Genomic DNA, 21,993 nt, shown 5'->3' with positions numbered 1-21,993 from the left:
AGAAACGGATGTACAGAGTGATGCTGATTGACGACGATGTGCCCATGCTGAAATATTTGCGGCAGTTGATTAATTGGGGAGAGCTTGGCCTGCATATATGCGGGGATACGTATTCCAGTGTTAAGGCGATTCAGCTCTTTAAGGAACTGCAGCCGGACATTGTCATTTCGGATATTGGTCTGCCTAAGATGAGCGGTTTGGAGCTTGCCGCAGAGTTTAAGCAGCAGCGGCCGGAGACGCGCATCATATTTTTGACATGCCATGAAGATTTCTACTATGCGAAACAGGCTTTGTCATTAAACGCAAACGATTATCTGATCAAGGACGAGTTGACGCCGGAGCAGTTGGAGGAGAGTTTGCTGAAATGTGTGCAGAGCATTCGGTCAGCGGCGCATTTGCCTGATCAAGCCTCCTACCGCGAGGATTTAATTCGCAATGCCGACGTATTAAAGCTATCATTGTTCAGGCAAATGATGAAGGGCGGCGATGTAGCGGCGCATATCGCAGCTGCCAAGAGGCTCGGGATTGGATGGAACTATCCTTCGTATATGCTAGCGCTTGGCCTGCCAGAGTACGCGTCATTATTGCCTCGTTACGAAGCGAAGGATATCGATCTCATCCGTTATTCTATTTACAATATTGCAGGAGAAGTAGCTAAAACGTATGAGGGCTTAACTGTTTTTGACGATGGCTCAGCCATAGTCGCCCTTCAAAATTATCGTCCGTCCTTAACGATCAACTACGAGCAGCGCATGCAGTCTTATTTAACAGAAGTTAGCGAGCGGTGCAGCCAATATTTAGGAGTGCGCATCCGAATGCTGTGCGGTCCCGGCAAGCTGGAAGCAAGCGGTATCGGTACTGCCTATAAGCAGCTTGTTTGCATGAAAGAGCAGGCCTATTATATGCCGGGCGGGTTGCTTCCGTGGAAAGGGTACAAGCGGGAAGGCTTTTTCTATCCGCTAGGAGCATTTTTGGACCAAAACAAGCATGATATCGAAGAGGCGGTTCGCGAGGGAGACCCTGTCAAGCTGTTGTTAGGTATTCAGCGAATGAGGGATACCGCCCGTTCCCGCTCTATCGATCCGGCTGAATGGCTCCAATTTGCTGTACAATTGCTGCGTCTGCTTGAGCTTCAGTATGCGCCGCATAGTGTAAATGAGCAATTTTATAAATGCCTTCAGCAAACGGTGACGCTGGAGGATACGATGGAGATGCTGAGCTGGCGCATGGAGCGTCTGCTTCGGATGCGGGAGACAGCCGGCGGAACGGTTAATAAGGAGCCGAAGCTGCAAGAGATTGATCATTACATCGCAGACCATCTTTTTGACAATATTACATCCATCGATGCTGCTAACTATTTATGTTTGAATCCCAGCTATTTTTCCCGCTATTTTAAAAGATTGACGGGTGAAAACTTTACCGATTATTTGCATCGTCACAAGATGCAGGTTGCCGCCCGGCTGTTGGAGCAGCGGGAAGAGTCGGTGGAGATGGTTGCGCTAAAGCTGGGATACTCGGATCGCACGTACTTTTCCAAAGTGTTCAAAAAATATATGGGAACAACGCCTAGAGAGTATCGGGATAAATAAGATCCGGCTCTCGGGCTTTTTTTCTATCAAATCAAAATAGTGCACATGGAAACAAAAATACACTCTAGGTCAATTTATCCCCCCAAGGTACAATGCAAGCAGCGACTAGCCATAAATAGCAATGACTAGCACCGGCTAGCAACGAGCTTGAGGAGGTAACCGCGATGAGAAAGCTGGCGATTGAGGATGCAATGGGACGGATTGAAAGAAATATAGAGGAATACAACGGGAAATTTCCTCACATTGGGAATGGCGGAAGGTATGAGCTTATTGACAATGAGGACTGGACAAATGGATTTTGGCCTGGCATGCTGTGGCTTTGTTATGAATACAGCGGTAAACGTATTTTTTTAGACGCTGCGCGTCAAGCGACGGAAAGCTTCCGCCGGAGAATGGAGCATAATGTCGTGCTGGACCATCATGATATAGGCTTTTTATATTCCTTATCGGCCAAGGCCGAATGGATCGTTACTCACGATCCATCGGCAAAGGAACTGGCTATTCAGGCAGCCGACAAGCTGCTGGAGCGCTGGAGAGAAGGCGGACAGTACATTCAAGCTTGGGGGCCTGCCGGAGATGAGCAGCAAGGCGGACGCATCATTATCGATTGCCTGCTCAATTTGCCGCTGCTCTTCTGGGCGGCGGAGGAGACTGGGAAGGAGCGCTATCGCCAGGTTGCTATCCAGCAAGCGAATCTGACACGCCGTTACGTTGTGCGAGGGGACGACAGCTCGTATCACACCTTTGTTTTTAATGTGGAAAATGGCGAGCCGATTGGCGGCACAACCCATCAGGGATACAGCAACGGCTCTACGTGGACAAGAGGCCAAGCATGGGGAGTGTATGGCTTTGCGCTTGCCTATCGTTATACGGGCGATCCCGTTTATTTGGAAACCTCAAAGCGGATGGCCCTTTATTTCCTGCGTCATTTGCCGGGCGATCATGTGGCGTACTGGGATTTTAATGCACCGGTTGATGGGAGCACGTACCGGGACAGCTCCGCTTCGTCCATTGTTGCGGCGGGCTTGCAGGAGCTGCTGGACCTTCTATCGCCGGAGGATCAAGCTGTACCGGAACTGCGCAGCGGGCTGAACGGTTCCGTAGATTCGTTGATTGAGCAATATTCCACAAAGGGAGATCCTTCGGCACAGGGGCTGTTGAAGCATGGCTCTTATTATGTCAGAGGCAATCTGGCTCCGGATGATTTCACCATTTGGGGCGATTATTTTTACCTAGAGGCGTTAATGCGAATGGAACGTGGTATTCGTGGATATTGGTACGAGCTGCGCAATAAGGAGGAAGGGGCATGAGCAGCGGAATGGAGCGAGATCAAGCAAATGTCGGCTTCCATAATCACGTTCAGCAGGAGTTAGTGCAATATGATCGGCATAGCTGGATCATTAAGGGCCGGCGTTTGTTTATCCGTTCGGCAGCCGTTCATTATTTCCGTTTAACGCGAGGCGAATGGGCGGAGCTGCTTGATAAGGTGAAGCTGGCAGGCTGCAACACGGTGGAAACTTATGTTCCTTGGAATTGGCATGAGGAATCTCGCGGCAACTGGAATTTTACCGGAGACAAAGATTTGGAGCATTTTTTTGCCTTATGCGCTGAGCGTGATTTGTACGTCATTGTGCGTCCGGGACCGTACATTTGCGCGGAATGGGATTTTGGCGGTCTGCCATGGTGGTTGTCTGCGGAAGAGGGCATTCAACTGCGGACCATGAATAAGCCGTTTTTGACTCATGTGGATCGGTACTGGGATGAAATCGTGCCTCGGATTGCTAAACATCAGATTACTGCTGGCGGTACAGTTATTATGGTTCAGGTAGAAAACGAGTTTCAGGCTTATGGAAAGCCGGACAAGGCTTATATGGAGTACTTGCGGGACGGTTTGCTTGCCAGAGGAATCAACGTTCCGCTTATTACGTGCTATGGCGGGGTTGAAGGAGCAGTAGAGTTCCGGAATTTTTGGTCCGACGCTGCGGGGCATGCCCGCATACTAGAGGAGCGATTTGCAGATCAGCCCAAAGGGGTGCTTGAGTTTTGGATCGGCTGGTTCGAAGAGTGGGGCGGAGCCAGCGCCAGCCAAAAGACGGCGCCGATGCTGGAACGCGCTTGTTACGAGCTGCTGCAATCAGGCTTTACGGCTATTAATTACTATATGTTTTTTGGCGGCACTAATTTTGATCATTGGGCAGGCCGTACGATAGGCGAGCATACTTTTATGATTACATCTTACGATTACGATGCTCCGCTGGGGGAATATTTGGAGCCTAAACCTAAATATAAGACGATCCAGCGGTTTCACTCGTTTGTGAATTGGATGGAAGCCGTATTGACCGAAGCAGAGAGTGCAGCTTGCCACATTGCGCTCGGCAAATCGTTTGCAGGCACCACGTTAAGCCATTCACAAGGAAGCATACATTTTATCAGCAATACTCAATCGGAGAGGAAAAGCGGAAGAGCGCAATTTGGCAAGCTGCCTGTGCTTGCTGATATCACGGTAGAGGCGGATAGTATTTTGCCTGTAGTATCGGGGGTAGAGATTTGTCAGGCTCCTTCCGGGGAAAGCCTTGTAATCGATGCGCTTACAGGTTTTACACTCGGCTTCCATGATGGCAGCGGTACTATTTATCATGAGCTCGGGCAACGATCTTCGCTTATTTTAAATATGAACGGGCTACGGAGCTATGAAGTCGAATGCCCTCTGCCGCAGCAGGCATGCAGGCTGGAGGATGGAAATTTGTATCTTAAGCTGTTCCATGGCCAGGAGGCGCAGACGATTTCGCTTTATTCCGAAGGGCGGGTACTGTTAAAACTTCATGTCACCAACCGTGAGGCCGTAGAGGAAACGGGAGTGCAAAGCATAGCTCGCGCAAACGTTCCCTCTGCACCTGAGCTGGGAGGCTGGCATTATGCGAAAGAGAACCCCGAAGTTTACAAGACGGAAGGACTTTCGGCGCAAGCGCCGCTTGATTTCAGCTCGTTTGGACAATGGAGCGGTCATTTGCTGTACGAAACGGAGCTTACAGTGGAACAAGGGGGGACTCGCTCGCTGCTGTTTCCAAGGCTGGAGGACCCGGCGCAAGTGTATATAAACGGTGTATATGCGGGTCAGACCGAGGAAATTGGCGCTGCCTGCATGGACGTCGACTTAGCCCAAGGACGCAATGTGATACAGGTGTGGTCACAAAATATGGGGCGCTACAACTTTACGCAAACGTTGGGCGAGCCAAAAGGATTAAGCGCAGCGCCCGCTTTGGACGGCCGTCGAATAAGTCTTATGGAAGGATGGCGGGTGGAAGGCATAGGCCGCAGTCATTGTTTGCATCACCTTCCTGAAATAGAGGGCAGAATTGGACTATACAAATCGTGGCTGAACGAGCGGGAGTATGATCGGGCGATTGTGGTCGGTTACGGTTTGTCCCGACTACAGCTGAATGGCGAGCCTGTTCCGCTCTTTTATCAAAATGATACAGCATGGAATCGCCATGATGCGCCTTTCGGTGTGGCCGATGCAACAGCGCTTCTTAAGACCGGCATAAATGAGCTGGAGCTGGATGCGGAAGGGTTAACCTCCATTCCTAAGCTTTGTCTATACGTTTTTCATAGCAGCCGGGAGCTGCATGATTGGACAACGATGCCTGCCGCTTTGCCTCATAAAGTACAGGGTTGGCAGGAAGCAGGGGAGCTTTCCAAGCACAGGCAAGCTCAGGCTGAAAGGGATATATATCCGGGCTGGTGGAGATCGGTCTTCCGCTGGACTGGCAGCGAGGCCCAGCAGGGGGGCTGCAAGCTAAAGCTTTTCCTTGGGGGCATGGCTAAAGGAACGGTATGGGTTAACGGCTTTTGTATCGGACGCTACTGGGGAATTGGGCCGCAGCAATTTTACAAAATTCCGGCAGATATTTTAAAAGAGAAGAACGAACTGCTCATTTTCGATGAGTTAGGCAATGTGCCCCATCAAGTAAAGCTATTCGTCATTTAATAGGTTTAGAGGGTGTGTACCGGATGCAGCTTGGAAAAGCGCAAGCTTGCAAGAGCTAATCCGGTGCATGCCTTATTTGGCTTGGGACTAAATTAGGCACAAACAAGTAAAAAATAGACACAGCCCATCTTTATAAGGATAGAGTATAGTGAGTGTAATCTATTTTTGACAGCGCTTACAATTCGGAGTGCTCAATTCTATTTTCAGGAGGGAATCATCTATGCAAAAATGGCTGCGTCATAGGCTTGGCATTGGACTCACCTTCACTCTGCTATTTTCTTCACTTCCAGTTATCGGTCATTCTACCGTTGATGCGGCGGCAGGCGATCTTTTGAATGGAGGCTTTGAAACGGTTAAAGCGGCGGGCAGCCCGTGGGCTTCCTCTCAGCCGGTCTATTGGAGTCACTGGGTTCCGGCAGGCTCCCCAACTCTTTCGGTCGATTCCACTATTTATTATGAAGGCACGCGTTCGCTAAAAATGAGCGCCAGCAGCAGTTCTCGAGCAGACGTTTTGCAAACGATCGAGGTTAATCCCGGTGAGATGTTCGTTCTAAGCGGCTGGATACGCACGGTAAATGTGCAATCTAATCTGAGCTACGGCGGCGTATTTGTTCGAACACAATATTTAAACAGCGCAAACGTCAAAATAAGCGACGGCCCCGCTTCGCTGCCAATAAAAGGTACAACGGATTGGACGGGACAATCGTTGCAGCTCACAGTGCCTTCCAATGCTACTCGTGTTAAAGTAGAGCTTTTTTTCGAAAGCGCGACGGGTCAGGCGTGGTTTGACGCTTTTCGGATAGAGCGGAATGGGGGACAACCGCCTGTTGATCCGGCGCAATTTGCTGCCGTACGAAACAAGCGGGTTCAGCAGCTCACCGGCAATGCGAGCTATCATGCGGCCGACCCCGATATGAATGCGGCTACTGCTGCGTTAGTTAACACAGTTAGCAACGATGCGGGCAGCGGATATTGGGATACGATAAACAAGCAGATTGGGCGCACTTTCTTATGGAGCGATTTGACTAGCACGACAGAGTCGGCCCAAGTGACGGCAGCCTACAATCGTTTGCGGCAAATGGCTTTGGCGTATGCGACGGCAGGTTCTCCTTTGTACCATAGTCAGTTGCTTCGCGCTGATATCGTTGGCGGTCTGGATTGGATGTATGCCAACCGCTACAATGAAACGGTCTCTCCTTATAAAAATTGGTGGGACTGGGAAATCGGATCTCCCCAATATTTGAATGATATTGTTATCCTTTTGTTTAACGAGCTGTCCTCTTCGCAAATTAGCAATTATAATCGAACGATTGATGCTTTCGTTCCCGATCCAACAAGAAGAACGTCACAGCCGGGGCTCAAAGAAACGGGAGCCAACTTGGCGGATAAAGCATTTGTTGTAGCACTTAGGGGAGCAACAGGCGGCACTTCGGTGAAGTTGAATCAAGGGCGCGATGCGCTTGGCCCGGTATTTCCTTATGTGACAAAAGGGGACGGCTTTTACACGGATGGCTCCTTTGTTCAGCATAACTATATTGCTTACACAGGGAGTTACGGTACGGTGCTGCTTGATCGATTGGCTGACATGTTCTACTTGTTAAATGATTCGCCATGGGCCGTGACAGATCCGCAAGCGGAAAATGTATACCGATGGATTCGCGATTCCTTCGAGCCGCTTATTTATAAAGGAGCTATGATGGATATGGTGCGCGGACGAGCCATTGCCAGAGAGCAATCAACGGATCATACGGCGGGGCGCGGGGCGATTAGAAGCATTTTGCGCTTGGCAGAGTCGGCTCCTGCGGATGAACGGGCGCATATGAAAGCAGCCGCGAAGAGATGGCTGCAGCAGGACAATTCATTCGGAAACTATTATGTGGGGCTGGCAGCTTATGATATTGCCTTGATGAAAGCAGTGCTGCTGGACAGTTCTGTTGTGCCAAGCGGCGAATTAAGCAAACATTATGTATTTGCAGGCATGGATCGAGTCGTCCATTTGCGCCCGGGCTTTGGCTTTGGCATCAGCATGTCCTCGAGTCGCATCGCCAGCCATGAGTATGGGAACGGGGAAAATAAGAAGGCATGGCATACGGGCAATGGGATGACGTTTTTGTACAATGACGATTTAACACAGTTTAGTGATGGGTATTGGGCAACAGCAGATATGTTGAGGCTGCCGGGAACGACTACCGATGGCTCGCAGTGGGCGCTAAACGATTGGAAATATTATTTCAGCTCCAAATCGTGGGTTGGAGGCTCCTCCTTGGAAGGTCAGTATGGTGCTGCGGGGATGGAGCTTGATCTCGAAAACAGTTCCTTAACAGGAAAAAAATCTTGGTTTTCCTTTGATAACGAGATCGTAGCATTGGGGGCTGGCATTGCCGGAGGGGACGGCCGCAAGGTCGAAACCATAGTAGAAAATCGCAAAGTAAATAGCGGCAGCGGTCAATTGACCGTTAATGGGGCGGTGAAATCAATTCAGCCTGGCTGGAATGAGGAACTGACAACTGTCAAATGGGCGCATTTGAATGGTGCAGGAAAAGGCGACATTGGATATTATTTTCCAAATGCGGTCTCACTGCAAGAAAAGCGCGAGGCACGTACAGGTGCTTGGAAGGATGTGAACAGCGGAGGCTCCACATCGCCTCTTACTAGAGAGTATGTCAGCCTTTCTATTGACCATGGTATAAACCCAAACAGCGGAGCTTACTCGTATGTGCTGCTGCCAAATGCAAGTGCGCAAGCTGTTCAAAACTACAGCGCGGCACCGGATATTACGGTCTTAAGCAATACTGAAAGTATACAAGCCGTTAAAGAAAATCAGCTTGGCATAACAGCTTTTAATTTTTGGGCTGCTGCAGCTGCGGATGGTATTATATCCAATCAACCGGCATCTGTGATGGTGAAAGAGACCGCGTCAGAGCTCATTGTTGCTGTGGCTGATCCAACCCAGAGCCAGTCTCAAATTGTATTGGAGCTGCAACGGGCCGGTTGGACGCAGGCTGCAGCGGATAGTGCAATTTCCGTTCAGCAAACCGCATCATCCATTAAGCTGACTGTAAACACTTCCGGTGCTAAAGGCAGGACGAATGTGATCAGGTTTACTAAATGAAGAAGCAAGAGTCCGAAAAAACAAGACTTTAAAGAAGCAAGATTTATAGGAGAACCTTGGAGCCCCTCGGCCCCAAGGTTTTTTTAGTTCTCTCTAGCCCAGAATTTTTTTCCAGTATGCTTGCCATCAGGAGGAAGCTATAATAATAAGTCGGCCTAAAAAAGGTGTTCTCACTCATGCGAATAGATTCTACAAAAAAGCAAAAAAATAAATCTAACGTTCTATTGTGCAAATTTAAATTGTATTCTATACTAATCCAATGAGTTTAGTGTGATTTAAAAGGCAATAGGCAATAAGGGAGTGTTTTAACTGATTGAACTGATCGATATCGATAAGTATTACAAAACAAAGGGCGGTATCGGCTTCCCCGCTTTACAGGACGTAAACCTGAAGGTGGAGAAGGGGGAAATATTCGGCGTCATCGGCAGATCCGGCGCAGGAAAAAGCACGCTTCTTCGCAGCATTAATTTGCTTGAGCGGCCGTCTAAAGGCAAAGTGATTGTCGGCGGAGACCAGTTGACCACGATGAGAGAGAAGCAATTGCAAGCGAAGCGCAGAACGATCGGAATGATCTTTCAGCATTTTAATTTGTTGTCGACCGCTACGGTACGAGACAATATTGCTTTCCCGCTCAAAATTGCAAAGCTAACGGCTAAAGCTCAGAAAGAACGCGTAGATGAACTGCTTCAGCTTGTAGGGCTTACCGCTCATGAGCATAAATATCCAAGCCAGCTGTCGGGCGGGCAGAAGCAGCGTGTCGGCATTGCCCGAGCGCTTGCCAATAAGCCGGATGTGCTGTTATGCGACGAGGCAACTTCGGCTCTTGATCCGCAGACGACGGACAGTATTTTGTCCCTGCTCAAAGAGATCAACCAAAAGATGGGCATTACCATTTTGCTCATTACGCATGAAATGGCGGTTATTCGAGCAATTTGCGATCGCGTCGCTGTCATGGAGCGGGGCCAGATTGTAGAGAGCGGCACAGTGCTTGATGTCTTTTTGAATCCGCAAAACGAAATAACCAAAGAATTTGTGAGCGAGGTTTCCGATTCGCTTGGCAAAGATAAGTTTGGTTCCTTTGAGGCGCAAGGCCGTGTCGTTCGGATTCATTTCCGGGGCGAGCAGACTTACGAGCCGGTGTTGTATGATACAGTGCGCGGAACGGATGCGACGTTTGCGATTTTGCAAGGTACGGTTTCAAGGATGAAGGATGTTCCCTACGGCCAGCTAATCGTCGATCTTAGAGGAAACAAGGACGATGTCGATCGGATTATCACTGAGCTTGGCAAACGGGGATTGGCGGTGAGCGAGCTATGAAAACATTCGCTGCTGCAAATCTAGCCGCAGATTGGCTGAGCTTTTTCCAAGACGTTGATTGGGAAGTCATTTCGAAAGCGGCCAACCAAACCTTGTATATGCTTGGATTTTCGCTGCTCTTCACTGTGATATTAGGGCTTGCGATCGGGATCGTTTTATTTCTGACCTCGTCCGGCCAATTGCTGCAAAATAAACTGTTTTATTCTCTTTTGTCATTTGTCGTCAACATACTGCGTTCGGTTCCATTCGTCATTTTGATGATTCTCATTATGCCGATCACCAAAATACTGGTTGGAACTTCGATCGGTGTAAAAGGCGCCATTCCGCCGCTTGTTATTGCGGCCGCTCCGTTTTTTGCAAGGCTGGTGGAAACGGCTCTTCGCGAGGTTGATCGCGGGGTCATTGAAGCCGCTACCGCCATGGGAGCTTCAAAGCTGACTATCGTATGGCGTGTGCTGCTGAAAGAGGCCAGAACGGGGTTGATTGCCGCAGTAACGATTACGGCTGTAACGCTCGTCTCGTATACGGCAATGTCCGGCGTTATTGGCGGCGGCGGATTGGGCGACTTGGCGCTTCGATTCGGCTACCAGCGCTTCCGATTGGATGTCATGGTCGTGACCGTTGTGCTGCTTCTTATTTTGGTTCAAATTCTGCAAATGGTTGGAGACGCTGCAGTTCGATACTTTAGCCGGAAGTAGAATGGACATAAACAAGGTGAATAAAGATACGGAGGAGATCCATAATGAAAAAGAAATCACAAGCTTGGTTTATTTTGCTGGCACTTGCTGTTGTGCTCGCGGGCTGCGGAGGCAACGGTGCTAAGTCGGGCGGCAACGCTGCTGCATCGGAAACGCCAGCAAGCTCTGAAAAGCCTGCCGCTGAAGCGGTCACGCTGAAAGTTGGAGCAAGCCCGGTTCCGCATGCGGAAATTTTGAATTCGCTCGTGCCGATTTTGAAAGAGCAAGGCATTAACCTGGAAGTGGTGGAATTCAACGATTACATTCAGCCGAATGTGCAGTTGTACGAGAAGCAGCTTGACGCAAACTTTTTCCAGCATTGGCCGTACCTAGAACAATTCAACGCGGACAAGGGTTATAATTTGGTGCAAGCGGCGGGCGTTCATATCGAGCCGTTCGGCGTATACTCCAATAAAATTAAAAAAATCGAAGAGCTGAAAGATGGAGCCAAAATCGCGATTCCAAACGATCCGTCTAACGGCGGCCGCTCGCTTCTTTTGCTTGCGAAGCATGGTCTGATTGAGCTTGATGAAGCTGCTGGACTAAAAGCGACAGTTGGCGACATCAAAAACAATCCGCGCAAATTTGAATTTGTAGAGCTGGAAGCGGCGACGCTGCCGCGCGTTTTGGGCGAAGTGGACATCGCGGCAATCAACACGAATTATGCGCTTGAAGCGGGCCTCAACCCGACAAAAGACGCTCTCTTTATCGAAGATCAGGATTCCCCGTACATTAACATTTTGGCCGCTCGTCCGGACAATAAAGACAGCGAAGCGATTCAAAAGCTAATTAAAGCTCTTCAATCGAAAGAGATTGAAACGTTTATTAACGATAAATACAAAGGCGCGGTTGTGCCGGCATTTAAGTAAGCTGATCAAAGGCGGCTAGTCCTTTTAAGGGAGCCCGCTTCAAGCAATTGAAAGATGAAAAGCCCTCATGTTGAGGGCTTTTTCTGTTTTTAAAGGAAAAGGGCACAACGGGGGTCGGGTAGTACCTGTAGTTGCGCGAGAAACCACTAAAGAGCTCTGAGCTTCCCATTTGAACATTTAGTTGTACCAGAAACCACTGGAGCGTTCCGAGCGCCTCATTTTGGACATTTAGTTGTGCCAAAAACCACTGGAGCGTTCTGAGCGCCTCATTTTGGACACTTAGTTGTGCCAGAAACCACTGGAGTGTTCCGAGCGTCTCATTTTGGACATTTAGTTGTGCCAAAAACCACTGGAGCGTTCCGGCCGCCTCATTTTGGACATTTAGTTGTGCCAAAAACCACTGGAGCGTTCCGGCCGCCTCATTTTGAACATTTAGTTGTGCCAAAAACCACTGGAGTGTTCTGGCCGCCTCATTTTGGACATTTAGTTGTGCCAAAAACCACTGGAGCGTTCTGGGCGCCTCATTTTGGACATTTAGTTGTTCCAGAAACCACAAACTACTAAGCTGCCCCAACCGCTCCCCCGTATCTAGTGCTCCTTTAACAAAATAGTGCCGCCTGAACAAAAAAAATGGCTTGCCCCACTAAGGAGCAAGCCGCCACCATTTAACCGACCAACAACAGCAATCCGAAGAAAGGAAAAATAACGCCGATAAGCAGCAAAGCGATAAACAAATCTTTTCTTTCCCGTTTGTAGCAAGGAATCAGCGACGCGAGCGCGGCAATGCCTATTAAAATACAAGCGATTGGCGCGGCCCCAAACTGCCAGTTCATCACGAGATCGACATCGCTGCCATGCAGCCATTTAAACAGCAAAGATGGCGTTGGCGGCTCGAACTCTCCTTCGTGCGGAGGCTCTTGAACGCCCATATAGGCGGTAATGATCAGCATAGCCAAAGCGAGCAGCGTTTCCGCGCGCAACCACCACTTCAGCTTTTGCTCGTTGCGGCCTTGATCAGTGAGCTTCGTCAAAAATCCGTTCATAAAAGCAAGCAGCAGCAGCGGCACAAATACAAGATGCTTCAGCAGCAGCGCCTGCCCGTAATTAATTCCCCAAGACGCTAAGTACCCGTCAATCAAAATAAACATCATCGCAAGGCCGGCCCCGGTAATGAGGACCATGCTCCCAATTGAAAGCGGCGTATACCAGCGAACGAATCTGTGCCAGTTCCATTCCCCATTTGTAAACCATGCAACAAGAATAAGAACTCCCAGCCATACGGATACAGCGCCTACATGAACAGCTTGCGATATGAAGCCCCATACGGAAAATCCGGCGGGATGGCTCGCCCAGCCATGAGCAAGCACAACGAGCAGCCAGCCGAGGGCGAGCGCCCACTTTTTCCACGGCGAGTCCATTTTGCCAAGTTGAGTAATGACGTACATAAGCGTACAAAGGATCAAAATCCAAAGCCAAGCATTGCCGTAGGAATAATCTTTTAACACGACGGCAAGCAGCTCAATGAAGGTCATGTCGCTAGCGAAATCCCGCAATACAAACACCGTTCGAATGATCGACATAATCGAAAAAACGGGAATGCCGAGCAGCGCATATTGAAACCAGTCCACTGAGATATGCATGTCCGGCTTGGAGCTGTGCGGAATGAATTGAAGAAGCAAATAACCTCCGGTTAAAGCAAATGCCAAATAAAGAAGCGTTTCGAAAAAATAAATATACAACCTGTTCAGCTCCGTTTCTGTTATAGAACGCATGTCTTAGCCCTAAAATTGCAAATACTAAGGATACAACCACCATTATACAACGATTCACTGCGATTATTTAATAGAAAGGTACAGATTTTCGAACAAAGCGGGAGGGGACTTTCATGAAAAATCGAAACGCAGCAGCAGCCCTTCTGATCATGGTTTTGTTAGCGTCAGCCTCTTGCGGCAACAGCAAGCCTAACAATAACGCCGTGAAGGAGAGGCCATCCCCTTCCCCGGCTGCAACAAAGCAGCCGTTTCTATCTCAGTCGGAGGAATTGCTGCTCCACTATATCCAGAACCGGCAAACCGGCGAATACGGCGTGTTCACGAACCGCCTTGACTCCTCGCAAACGGATGAGGTCGCAACGGGACATGAGGTTTTGAGCGAGTCGGCTGGATTGCTGATGCGCTACTATGCCCGCAAAGGCGATCAAGCGTCTTTTCGAGCAGAATGGGACAAGGCCAGGCAAGTGTTCGATCAGAAGTCCGGCTTTAGCTATCGATATAGTCCAAAGCAAGGCAAACGTTATCCGGCGAATGCCGCTATCGACGATCTTCGCATCATTAAAGCTTTGAGAGAAGGAGCAGAGATTTTTCGGAACAAGGAGCTTTCGAACGCGGCTAATACCTATGCAAAAAGGTTCATCGTTTACAACTTGCCAAATGGCAAGCCCGTTGACTTTTACGATGAGCAGTATGGAACTTCGAATTCATTTATTACGCTCTGCTATATCGATTTGGCGGAGATTGGCGAACTGCCTTTGTCGAAGCGCAAAGGAGAGAAGCTGGACGCCGAGTTGCTAGCCATTGTGGAAGACGGTTATTTGTCGGATTCATTTCCTTTTTATGAAACGAGGTATAGCTACGATTCCGGGCAATACAGCTCGGAAGGCATCCGAACCGTGGAGTCGCTGCTGACTGTGCTTTCACTTGCTGAAATTGGGAAGCATAAAGAAGCTACCGTACAGTTTTTGAAGCAGCAGGTTCAAAAGGGGACGCTATGGGGGATGTACACCAAACAGGGGAAACCGGACAGCGAGGTACAATCGACGGCGCTTTATGCAATTGCGGCCATGATTGGGGCGATGATAGACGATTGGGAGCTGTACGATGACAGTATCGATCGGATGAAACGATTTCAAGTGATGGACCCAGGCAGCGAGCTATATGGAGGGTTTGGCGATCCCGCCACGGGACAGGCCTACTCTTTCGATAATTTGATGGCGCTCTCGGCGCTGTCCCTTCAACGCTACTAAGGAAAGAGGCAACCTAGAATGAGCCGTTTCAGAAAAACGGCGGGGAGGGCGATGATGGCCTTTGCCCGCTATGTTTCGCCAGCTATGCTTGCGGCTGCGGCAGTTGGCATCGTTACAGCTGTTGCACTATTTATCCCCCCATTTATCGGGATGGCGGACAACGGGGACTATTTCCGAATTATTTACGGAAACGGGCTCTACTTCAATGCGCCTGATTACACGGAGCAATATTTTGGCTATTTCGTCAAGCAATACGGCATCCTTCAATATTTTAATGAAAATGCGGCTGCGCTCACGTCTTCGCAATCCTTATTTATTAAAGCGGCTATGGCGTTGAATAAGTGGCTCTACCATCCTCATATTTTCGATATTCGGGTACAGGGGGCTCTCTATGCGGCGATGCTTGTAGGCGCCGTTTATTTGCTTGTGGAAAGCGTCACATGGAAAGTGCCGCGCAAGTTCGGCTACATCATAGCGGCGCTTGCGGTTTGGATTTTTGCGGATACGGGCTATACCGCTTACTTCAATTCTTTTTACGGGGAAAGCCTAGTTTACATTATGTCCATTGTGGTGGCGGCTTCCGCTATGCTTCTTTATCGGAGACGGTACAACGATTATGTTCTGCTGCTGATGTTTTTTGTTAGCGCGCTATTGTTGACGACAGCCAAGCAGCAAAACGCTCCAGTTGGCGTTATTATAGCGATGATCGGCATCGTTCTTATCTATATTCGAAAAAGCAAACCGTTTCGCGCCTTCGCGGCTTCCATGCTGGCGTTGCTCCTGCTCTCGGGCATTGCGACTTATGCTTTGATCCCAAAAGAGTTCGTCAACATTAACCAATATCATGCTATGACAAGGGGACCTTTGCTTCAATCGAAAAATCCGGAGGAGACGCTGAGGGCATTCGGCATTGACGAGCAATACGCAATCCTTTCAAAAACGATCTATTATGAGCTTTACCCGCCGATTGATGTCGACTCTCCGATTTTGGAAAAGTCCTTTTACAGTCGTTACGGGTTTGCTTCCATTTTGGCCTTTTATGCGGCTCATCCGGGAATCGGGATGGAAATGCTCAATTTGGCCGCCAAGCATGCTTTTACGATCAGGCCGCCTGCGATGGGCAATTTTGAAAAGTCGGCGGATCGGAGCTTCGGGGAGCAAGCGTTGTTTTTCTCCAGCTACAGCATGGTCAAAAAGCAGTTTGCGCCGAAAACGTTTGGGTTTATTGTGCTGTGGGCCGTTTTGATCGTCGGGCTTTATCTTCCTTCCTTTGTGGCTGCGGTTAAAGCGAAAGATAGCCGCGCCGCCGCTAGGCTGCCGCTTATCGTCATGATGATGCTGGCTGGCTTGTCGGGCATCGCCGTTTCGATCATTGGGGCGGGGGATGCGGACCTCGCCAAACATGAATTTTTGTTTACGGTTATGTTCGATATCGTTACATTTTTAGCGATTGCCGATGCATTTCGAAGGGAACTGTGGCAGTATCGCCCTTTGAATAGGGGGACTGCTGTATGAGGAGAAGAGCGAATGTCCTCATCTTGATGTTGATGGTGGCAGCGGTAGCGGTTTGGAATGCCGGAGGAAATGCAAATAGCGAACATTCCAGCAAAACCACATTCATGAGCGACGTATCATCCAAAGCGGAGAATGCACCAGAAGGAGTGCTCCTCCTGTACGACAGTTTAGCTCATCGTACACCAAGAGAAGGAAATGTTGATATGATTCAGCGTCTGTTAGCTTCGATGGGCAAAGAAGTAAAGCTGCAAGCGCTGGATCGATACCAGCAAGGGGAAATGAGTACTTTCGGTGCGGTTATCGTCATTCGGAACTTGCCGGGTTTAAGCCGGGACGATAATGAATTTATCGCTGATTTGCTAAGTTTCGATGGTTTCTACTTACATATCGGAGATGAGCCGCCGCGTACTTTGCAAGCCGCTCTTCAAGCGAATATCCATGTGGCGTCCCCTGCTCGCGCCCAAATTTCGTTAGGCTCCATCCGCCAAGCGGATTTATCAGATCAAACCGAGGCGATCCCCTATTTTAAACAAGTTTCCGGCAAGAAGCATGGAGAGATGACGATTTCGGGACAGACCAACATAGTTCCGTACGGTGCGTCGCAAGGAAAATATGCCTATGTCCCCTATTTAGGTAAAGGGCTCGCTGCGGAATTGTCCATTGCTTTTGTCCTGCGGGAATGGCTAGGGAAGGAAGGGAATGGGCGGCTGGCGCTGGTGTTTCATGAAATTTATCCGTTTACGGATTTGAAGCTGCTGGAGAAAGTAGCGGATGAACTATATGGGGCCGGCATCCCGTTTGTTTACAGCATTCGTCCGATATTCCACAATACCGATTACCCTGCAATGAAACGCTATTTGGAGGTGCTGAAGTATGCCCAGTCGCGAAACGGCACCATTTTCGTCAATGCGCCTGTTGTGTCCCCCGTCGCCGGTATTCAGGAAACGAAGCTGGACGAGAAGATGGCATCCTTTATCAATCTGCTAGCCGAAAACGGCATTGCGCCGCTTGGGATTGGAGCGGACTCCGAGCAGTTCTGGAGAAACGAGAGGGGGATCGTGCAAGAAGGGATGGGCTTTTTCAGTACTTCCGTTTTGTTCAAGGGACAATCCGTTTTGTCGCAAACGGAGGCGCAGACGGCGAGAGCTTTCCCCTTTTCGATGCTGAGTGCGGATCGCAAGTCCGTTTTTGAGCTTTTTGGTACGGAAGAGAAGTTGGCGCCGCTGCCTCTTCATCTGGCAATCGCCATTTCCTTCCCGGAAGACGCTGAACAATGGAGGGAGGAGTTTCAAAGCCTCAAACAAAGCTGGCTCGTGTTCGACGATATGAAAAACGGTTGGCATAGGACCGCAACGTCAGCCCATGGGATTGAATCGAGGGGGGGCATCTTATATATCGATGAGAACGTCGTTTCATTAACGCATTCTGCCCACGATGTGAGTACGGATTATGAATACAGGGAAAAAGAAAAAGAAAGCTTCAAATGGCTATTTACGGTACAGAACTATTTTTATTTGGCTGTGATTGGAGTATCGCTGCTTCTGTTTAGCGTGCTGCTCCTCTTTGGATATCGGCTGTATAAACAAAAATATATGAAATGAGGGGTGTGGACCATATGACTATAGCCGATATTTTAATGGTCATTGCGGTTTTTTGCGTATGGTCCTTGCTGCTGGTCAATATTGTGCTGATCGTGGCCGGTTATTTGTACTATTTAAAATGCGAAAAAGAACCGGAGCCGCAACTGTTGGGGAGGGCTCCTTATGTGACCATCATGGTGCCCTCCCATAACGAAGGGAAGGTTATCGTGCCGACAGTGGAGTCGCTTCTGGCGCTCGATTATCCTCATGACCGTTATGAAATCATCGTGATTAACGATAATTCCTCGGATAATAGCGCCGAACTGCTCGCTGCGCTGCAAGCGAAATATTCGGATCGAAATTTAATCATTGTGAACACCGATGCCATCACCGGGGGAAAAGGAAAATCGAACGCTCTAAACATCGGATTCCAGCGAAGCAGCGGTGAGCTCATTGCCATTTACGATGCCGATAATACTCCCGAAAAGACAGCTTTGCGTTATTTGGTCGCCGATTTGACTCGCGATGACAGCCTTGGAGCGGTCATTGGCAAGTTCCGCACCCGCAACAGAAATGCCAGCTTGCTTACCCGCTTTATCAATATCGAAACGTTGTCTTTTCAATGGATGGCGCAGGCGGGCCGCTGGCAGTTATTTCAGCTTTGTACGATTCCAGGCACCAATTTTTTAATGAGAAGAAGCATCGTAGAGCATATCGGCGGCTGGGATGTCAAAGCAATTGCCGAGGATACGGAAATCAGCTTTCGGATTTACATGATGGGCTACAAAATCAAGTTTCAGCCGAAGTCGGTTACCTGGGAGCAGGAGCCGCAAACGGTCAAGGTTTGGTTTAAGCAGAGGACACGCTGGGCAAAAGGGAATATTTACGTCATCGTCAAAAACATCCCGCTTTTGTTTGAGAAATCGGCCAGGCGCATCCGTTTTGATATCTTATATTTTTTATCGATTTATTTTTTGCTGCTGACTTCGCTAATCGTCTCCGATTTGCTGCTTGTGTTTCATGCGCTGGGGCTCGTACATACAACGATTGCGGGATTCAGCTCCCTATTATGGGCGCTCGCTATCGTCCTGTTTATTCTCGGCACGTTCATTACGCTGACGACGGAAAAGGGCGAGATGAGCTTGTCCAATCTATGGCTGATTATGCTCATGTACGTGACTTATTGCCAGATGTGGATGGTCGTGGCGGCTTATGGCTTATACACCTTTCTTAAAGATTTGGTCTTCAAAAGGGAAGCCAAATGGTACAAGACAGAGCGCTATTAGAAAGGAAGAAAACATCGATGAGAGACTGGAAAACAATTCGAATAGCAGCCGTTTTGGTTGGGCTTAGCTTTATCATTTTTTTGGCTCCCGGACGGGCGGCCGCAGAACGGTTCCCGGTGCTGCTGTCCGAGCAAGACCGTTCCTTGGCAGGCGTTGCTCCGTCGAATATAAGCTACTTTACTATTCCGTCTTATTGGACGGTCAACGGGGCTTCCATTAAGCTGGACTACCAAGCGTCGCAGTTATCCAAAAAAGAACAGTCAAGCGTAACGCTTCTAATGAACGGTACACCCTTTCATTCTTTCCGTCCCATAGTGGAAGGGGATACAAAACAAAGCTTAACCGTTGCGATTCCACAAGAGTTGCTCGTGAAAGGTCCCAACGAATTGACTGTGCAGGGCGGAATTAGAACGTTGGACGAAGAACCCTTTTGCAGCCCGGACGAATGGAGGGACAATTGGTTTTGGATATACAAGACGACGGAAGTTGATATTGATTATGCCTTAAAACCGCTTGATGGCACGATCCGTCATTTTTACGAACGTTTTGTCGGAACGGATACGTTCGCCGCTGCCCGCAACATTGTAGCTATCCCCGAACATAGCGAAAATGCCGAGTTGGAATCAGCAGTACATGCTTTATCTGGTTTTACAAAAGCCGGTGCGGTGAAAGATCGCGCACTCGCTTTAGAGTCGTTTGCGGAAAGTCGTTGGAATGGAAAGCCATATGCCGTAGCGATTGCGCTGCACAAAAACTTGCCGACAGAGCTGCAATCGTTGCTGACAAAACAGGACTGGAGCAAAACCGCATCTATCCAAGTGGTCAAACGCGAAAATCAGCATGTGCTCGTCGTTACATCCGATCAACCCTCTCTGCTCGTTAAGGCGGGCAAGCTGCTTGCGAACGGCGAGCTGGCTGGCCAGCTCGATCGGCCGGTCAAAATAGTTGACGAATCAACGGATGTGTTCACACCCGCCGTAGTGATGAATCGGACGATGAAGCTTACCGAAACAGGGGCAAAGCTGACAGGCGTTCAGCATCAGGAGCATAGCTTTTTTATCTCATTGCCTGCAAACCGAACCGTATCCGATTCCAGCAAAATCAAACTCGATTTTCGGTACGCCAAAAATTTGGATTTTGACCGTTCACTAGTAACGCTTCTTATTGACGGAAAGCCAATTGGCAGCAAAAAGCTGACCAGCGAAGCGGCGGATGGCGACACATTGACGCTGCCGATCCCGAAGAATGCCAACATTGCAGGCAACTTTTCCATTGTTGCGGCATTTGATCTGGAGCTGAAAAGCGGTTATTGCATTCGCAATCAGGAGCAGATGCCATGGGCTTATGTCACTCATGACTCTATGCTGCAGTTGAATACGATTGACAGCACCGATTTGCTGTTTGACAATTATCCGTTTCCGTTTCTACGGGATGGGATGTTTAATGATGTAGCGGTCGTGCTGCCGAAGGAACGAGATCGGCACATTTACCAAGCGGTGTCCAACGTATTCGGCTTGCTTGGGCAATATGCGGAAGGAAACCGGGGAGATGTGCGCTTTTATTCCGATGATGAGAATCCCGAGTTATGGCGGGGAAACCATATTGTTGCGATCGGAAGCTTCAAGAGCCATGCCGTAATACGCGAAGCAAACGACAAAATGTTTTTTAAATTTGATGCCGAAGGGCGAGGCTTCACTTCCAATGAAAAAATGAGCGTCGACTTCGATTATGGAACGAGACTTGGCACCTTGCAGCTGCTGGAGTCTCCGTATAAGCCCGGGAACGGCTTGCTTGTTGTAGCTGGAGGGAGTACGCCATATGCCGAGCTTGCGTCGGGTTTGATTGCGGAGGAGCGGAACCGGTGGAAGGTGTGGGGCGATGCGGTGACGGTTGACCGTGACGGCTTCATAACAGCTCATCGCTTCAAACTGCAAGCGGAAGCGGAACCCGAGACGATTGTTGGCTCTTTATCGGAGCGAACCGATGTACTGGGCTTTTTGGCGGCGTCTGCGCTTGTGCTCATTCTGGTGCTCATTTCGTTAATTCTCCTGATCCGCAAATACCGGAAGAAACGGGGGAACGGCAATGAAGCGTAATACGGGGGGGCTTCTGTCGGATGGCGGCTTTCTGCTGTTTATTATTTTGTGCTTTATTGCGATCCTGTTTATGCCTGGGGGTTCAGGACGTGATTTCCAAAGCATGGTTTTGCTCAACGTCGCGTTTTTGATTGCGATTTTGACGTATTTTACAAATGTAACGGCAGGGCTTATTTTGAACATCCTGTTCATTTTTGCCTACGGGACGTATACCCTTTACCAATCCGTCGTTGCAGTCGGCAATCCTGTTGGCGCACAGACTTATTTTTGGCTGTTGATGACGCCTTTGTTTACCGGAGCCATTTGGATGTTTTCGTATGGGGTGCAGCGTATTCAAAGGGAGAACGAGACGCTGAGGACGGCCAATACCCAGCTCGCAACGGTGGATCAAAATACGAACTTGAAAAACAGCTTATCTTTCCAAAATGACGCTACCGTCTTTATGGCGCTTTCCAATCGGTACGACATTCCGCTGACGCTGCTTGTGGTGCAGGTTCGGTATTGGAACGAGGTGCGGCGCATGATTAGCGACAACCAGATGACAGATGTTCTTTACGAAATGTCCCAGCTCGGCCAAACCAGCATACGAACGAACGATTCGCTTTATATGCTGGACCAGGAAACAGCGACCTGGGGTCTGCTGCTTTTTACGGACAGCGACGGTGCCAATATCGTTATAAATCGGCTTAAGGAAAACGTAGCGCACTTTAACGAGGACGAAAAAACGAACGATTTTAAAGTTGAATTTCAGCTTCGGATCGGCAAGTTTGAATATTCCGCGGACACGGTGCAATCGCCACTCGAATTTATCGACAAGGCTCGCAAGCAGTTGGAGTTTGACGTTTAGTATATGGGATGTATAGAAGGATCGACTACCCTCGA

The 21,993-nt window shown here is 49.1% G+C and carries 15 protein-coding genes; 13 read left to right on the top strand and 2 right to left on the bottom strand.

Annotated elements, in window-relative coordinates:
• Positions 1 to 8 precede the first annotated feature (8 nt).
• The 7 genes from ACFQZE_RS11955 to ACFQZE_RS11925 all read left to right on the top strand — a co-directional run bounded on the left by ACFQZE_RS11955 (position 9) and on the right by ACFQZE_RS11925 (position 11,612).
• Entirely contained in the window at positions 9 to 1,589 is a 1,581-nt protein-coding gene (locus ACFQZE_RS11955) for a response regulator (protein WP_379357128.1), read from the top strand.
• Positions 1,590 to 1,753: 164 nt separating this feature from the next.
• On the top strand, positions 1,754 to 2,899 hold the full coding sequence (locus tag ACFQZE_RS11950) for a glycoside hydrolase family 88 protein (protein WP_379357126.1): 1,146 nt from the start codon (positions 1,754 to 1,756) through the stop codon (positions 2,897 to 2,899).
• The gene (locus ACFQZE_RS11945) at positions 2,896 to 5,577 is read left to right on the top strand and encodes a beta-galactosidase (RefSeq protein WP_379357124.1); all 2,682 of its coding nucleotides are present in this window, start codon (positions 2,896 to 2,898) and stop codon (positions 5,575 to 5,577) included. Before ACFQZE_RS11950 ends, ACFQZE_RS11945 begins: the two co-directional genes overlap by 4 nt.
• Positions 5,578 to 5,797: 220 nt before the next feature.
• Positions 5,798 to 8,689 carry a polysaccharide lyase family 8 super-sandwich domain-containing protein gene (locus ACFQZE_RS11940; protein WP_379357122.1) on the top strand — a complete coding sequence of 964 codons (2,892 nt, stop codon included), beginning with the start codon at positions 5,798 to 5,800 and terminating at the stop codon, positions 8,687 to 8,689.
• Between the two features lie 309 nt (positions 8,690 to 8,998).
• Positions 8,999 to 10,006 carry a methionine ABC transporter ATP-binding protein gene (locus tag ACFQZE_RS11935; protein ID WP_379358190.1) on the top strand — a complete coding sequence of 336 codons (1,008 nt, stop codon included), beginning with the start codon at positions 8,999 to 9,001 and terminating at the stop codon, positions 10,004 to 10,006.
• On the top strand, positions 10,003 to 10,704 hold the full coding sequence (locus tag ACFQZE_RS11930) for a methionine ABC transporter permease (protein ID WP_379357120.1): 702 nt from the start codon (positions 10,003 to 10,005) through the stop codon (positions 10,702 to 10,704). The genes ACFQZE_RS11935 and ACFQZE_RS11930 overlap by 4 nt, the downstream gene beginning before the upstream one ends.
• 44 nt (positions 10,705 to 10,748) lie before the next feature.
• On the top strand, positions 10,749 to 11,612 hold the full coding sequence (locus ACFQZE_RS11925) for a MetQ/NlpA family ABC transporter substrate-binding protein (RefSeq protein WP_379357118.1): 864 nt from the start codon (positions 10,749 to 10,751) through the stop codon (positions 11,610 to 11,612).
• Here the strand turns inward: ACFQZE_RS11925 and ACFQZE_RS11920 are convergent.
• The gene (locus ACFQZE_RS11920; RefSeq protein WP_379357116.1) at positions 11,605 to 12,186 is read right to left on the bottom strand and encodes a hypothetical protein; all 582 of its coding nucleotides are present in this window, start codon (positions 12,184 to 12,186) and stop codon (positions 11,605 to 11,607) included. The two genes, ACFQZE_RS11925 and ACFQZE_RS11920, sit on opposite strands and share 8 nt — an antisense overlap.
• Positions 12,187 to 12,277: 91 nt before the next feature.
• On the bottom strand, positions 12,278 to 13,384 hold the full coding sequence (locus ACFQZE_RS11915) for a copper resistance D family protein (RefSeq protein ID WP_379357114.1): 1,107 nt from the start codon (positions 13,382 to 13,384) through the stop codon (positions 12,278 to 12,280).
• Positions 13,385 to 13,497: 113 nt separating this feature from the next.
• Between ACFQZE_RS11915 and ACFQZE_RS11910 the strand changes: the two genes are divergently transcribed.
• Genes ACFQZE_RS11910 through ACFQZE_RS11885 form a run of 6 tightly spaced genes read left to right on the top strand, consistent with a single transcriptional unit; the run spans position 13,498 to position 21,958 of the window.
• Positions 13,498 to 14,634 (top strand): hypothetical protein, encoded by a 1,137-nt coding sequence (locus ACFQZE_RS11910; protein WP_379357111.1) that lies wholly within the window; start codon positions 13,498 to 13,500, stop codon positions 14,632 to 14,634.
• Positions 14,635 to 14,652: 18 nt separating this feature from the next.
• The gene (gene wsfD / locus ACFQZE_RS11905; RefSeq protein ID WP_379357109.1) at positions 14,653 to 16,149 is read left to right on the top strand and encodes a glycan biosynthesis hexose transferase WsfD; all 1,497 of its coding nucleotides are present in this window, start codon (positions 14,653 to 14,655) and stop codon (positions 16,147 to 16,149) included.
• Positions 16,146 to 17,750: a hypothetical protein gene (locus ACFQZE_RS11900; protein WP_379357107.1), complete on the top strand. Its 1,605-nt coding sequence runs from the start codon at positions 16,146 to 16,148 to the stop codon at positions 17,748 to 17,750. The genes wsfD and ACFQZE_RS11900 overlap by 4 nt, the downstream gene beginning before the upstream one ends.
• A gap of 14 nt (positions 17,751 to 17,764) precedes the next feature.
• Positions 17,765 to 19,015, top strand: coding sequence for a glycosyltransferase family 2 protein (locus ACFQZE_RS11895; RefSeq protein ID WP_379357105.1), 1,251 nt, complete (start codon positions 17,765 to 17,767; stop codon positions 19,013 to 19,015).
• A 17-nt stretch (positions 19,016 to 19,032) separates the two neighbouring features.
• Positions 19,033 to 21,111 (top strand): cellulose biosynthesis cyclic di-GMP-binding regulatory protein BcsB, encoded by a 2,079-nt coding sequence (locus ACFQZE_RS11890; RefSeq protein ID WP_379357103.1) that lies wholly within the window; start codon positions 19,033 to 19,035, stop codon positions 21,109 to 21,111.
• A complete protein-coding gene (locus ACFQZE_RS11885; protein WP_379357101.1) occupies positions 21,101 to 21,958 on the top strand; it encodes a diguanylate cyclase domain-containing protein in 858 nt (285 codons plus the stop codon). The genes ACFQZE_RS11890 and ACFQZE_RS11885 overlap by 11 nt, the downstream gene beginning before the upstream one ends.
• Positions 21,959 to 21,993: the final 35 nt, after the last annotated feature.

Source organism: Paenibacillus sp. GCM10027627, from assembly GCF_042675505.1.
Classification (GTDB): domain Bacteria; phylum Bacillota; class Bacilli; order Paenibacillales; family Paenibacillaceae; genus Pristimantibacillus.
The sequence above is the reverse complement of the archived record's forward strand: the minus strand, read 5'-3'. Positions and strand labels throughout refer to the sequence as shown.

What these genes read in the sequence shown, in the direction of transcription:
- ACFQZE_RS11955 (WP_379357128.1), top strand. Translation starts at nt 9, where the DNA reads ATGTACAGAGTGATGCTGATTGACGACGATGTGCCCATGCTGAAATAT.
- ACFQZE_RS11950 (WP_379357126.1), top strand. Translation starts at nt 1,754, where the DNA reads ATGAGAAAGCTGGCGATTGAGGATGCAATGGGACGGATTGAAAGAAAT.
- ACFQZE_RS11945 (WP_379357124.1), top strand. Translation starts at nt 2,896, where the DNA reads ATGAGCAGCGGAATGGAGCGAGATCAAGCAAATGTCGGCTTCCATAAT.
- ACFQZE_RS11940 (WP_379357122.1), top strand. Translation starts at nt 5,798, where the DNA reads ATGCAAAAATGGCTGCGTCATAGGCTTGGCATTGGACTCACCTTCACT.
- ACFQZE_RS11930 (WP_379357120.1), top strand. Translation starts at nt 10,003, where the DNA reads ATGAAAACATTCGCTGCTGCAAATCTAGCCGCAGATTGGCTGAGCTTT.
- ACFQZE_RS11925 (WP_379357118.1), top strand. Translation starts at nt 10,749, where the DNA reads ATGAAAAAGAAATCACAAGCTTGGTTTATTTTGCTGGCACTTGCTGTT.
- ACFQZE_RS11915 (WP_379357114.1), bottom strand. Translation starts at nt 13,384, where the DNA reads ATGCGTTCTATAACAGAAACGGAGCTGAACAGGTTGTATATTTATTTT.
- ACFQZE_RS11910 (WP_379357111.1), top strand. Translation starts at nt 13,498, where the DNA reads ATGAAAAATCGAAACGCAGCAGCAGCCCTTCTGATCATGGTTTTGTTA.
- wsfD (WP_379357109.1), top strand. Translation starts at nt 14,653, where the DNA reads ATGAGCCGTTTCAGAAAAACGGCGGGGAGGGCGATGATGGCCTTTGCC.
- ACFQZE_RS11900 (WP_379357107.1), top strand. Translation starts at nt 16,146, where the DNA reads ATGAGGAGAAGAGCGAATGTCCTCATCTTGATGTTGATGGTGGCAGCG.
- ACFQZE_RS11895 (WP_379357105.1), top strand. Translation starts at nt 17,765, where the DNA reads ATGACTATAGCCGATATTTTAATGGTCATTGCGGTTTTTTGCGTATGG.
- ACFQZE_RS11890 (WP_379357103.1), top strand. Translation starts at nt 19,033, where the DNA reads ATGAGAGACTGGAAAACAATTCGAATAGCAGCCGTTTTGGTTGGGCTT.
- ACFQZE_RS11885 (WP_379357101.1), top strand. Translation starts at nt 21,101, where the DNA reads ATGAAGCGTAATACGGGGGGGCTTCTGTCGGATGGCGGCTTTCTGCTG.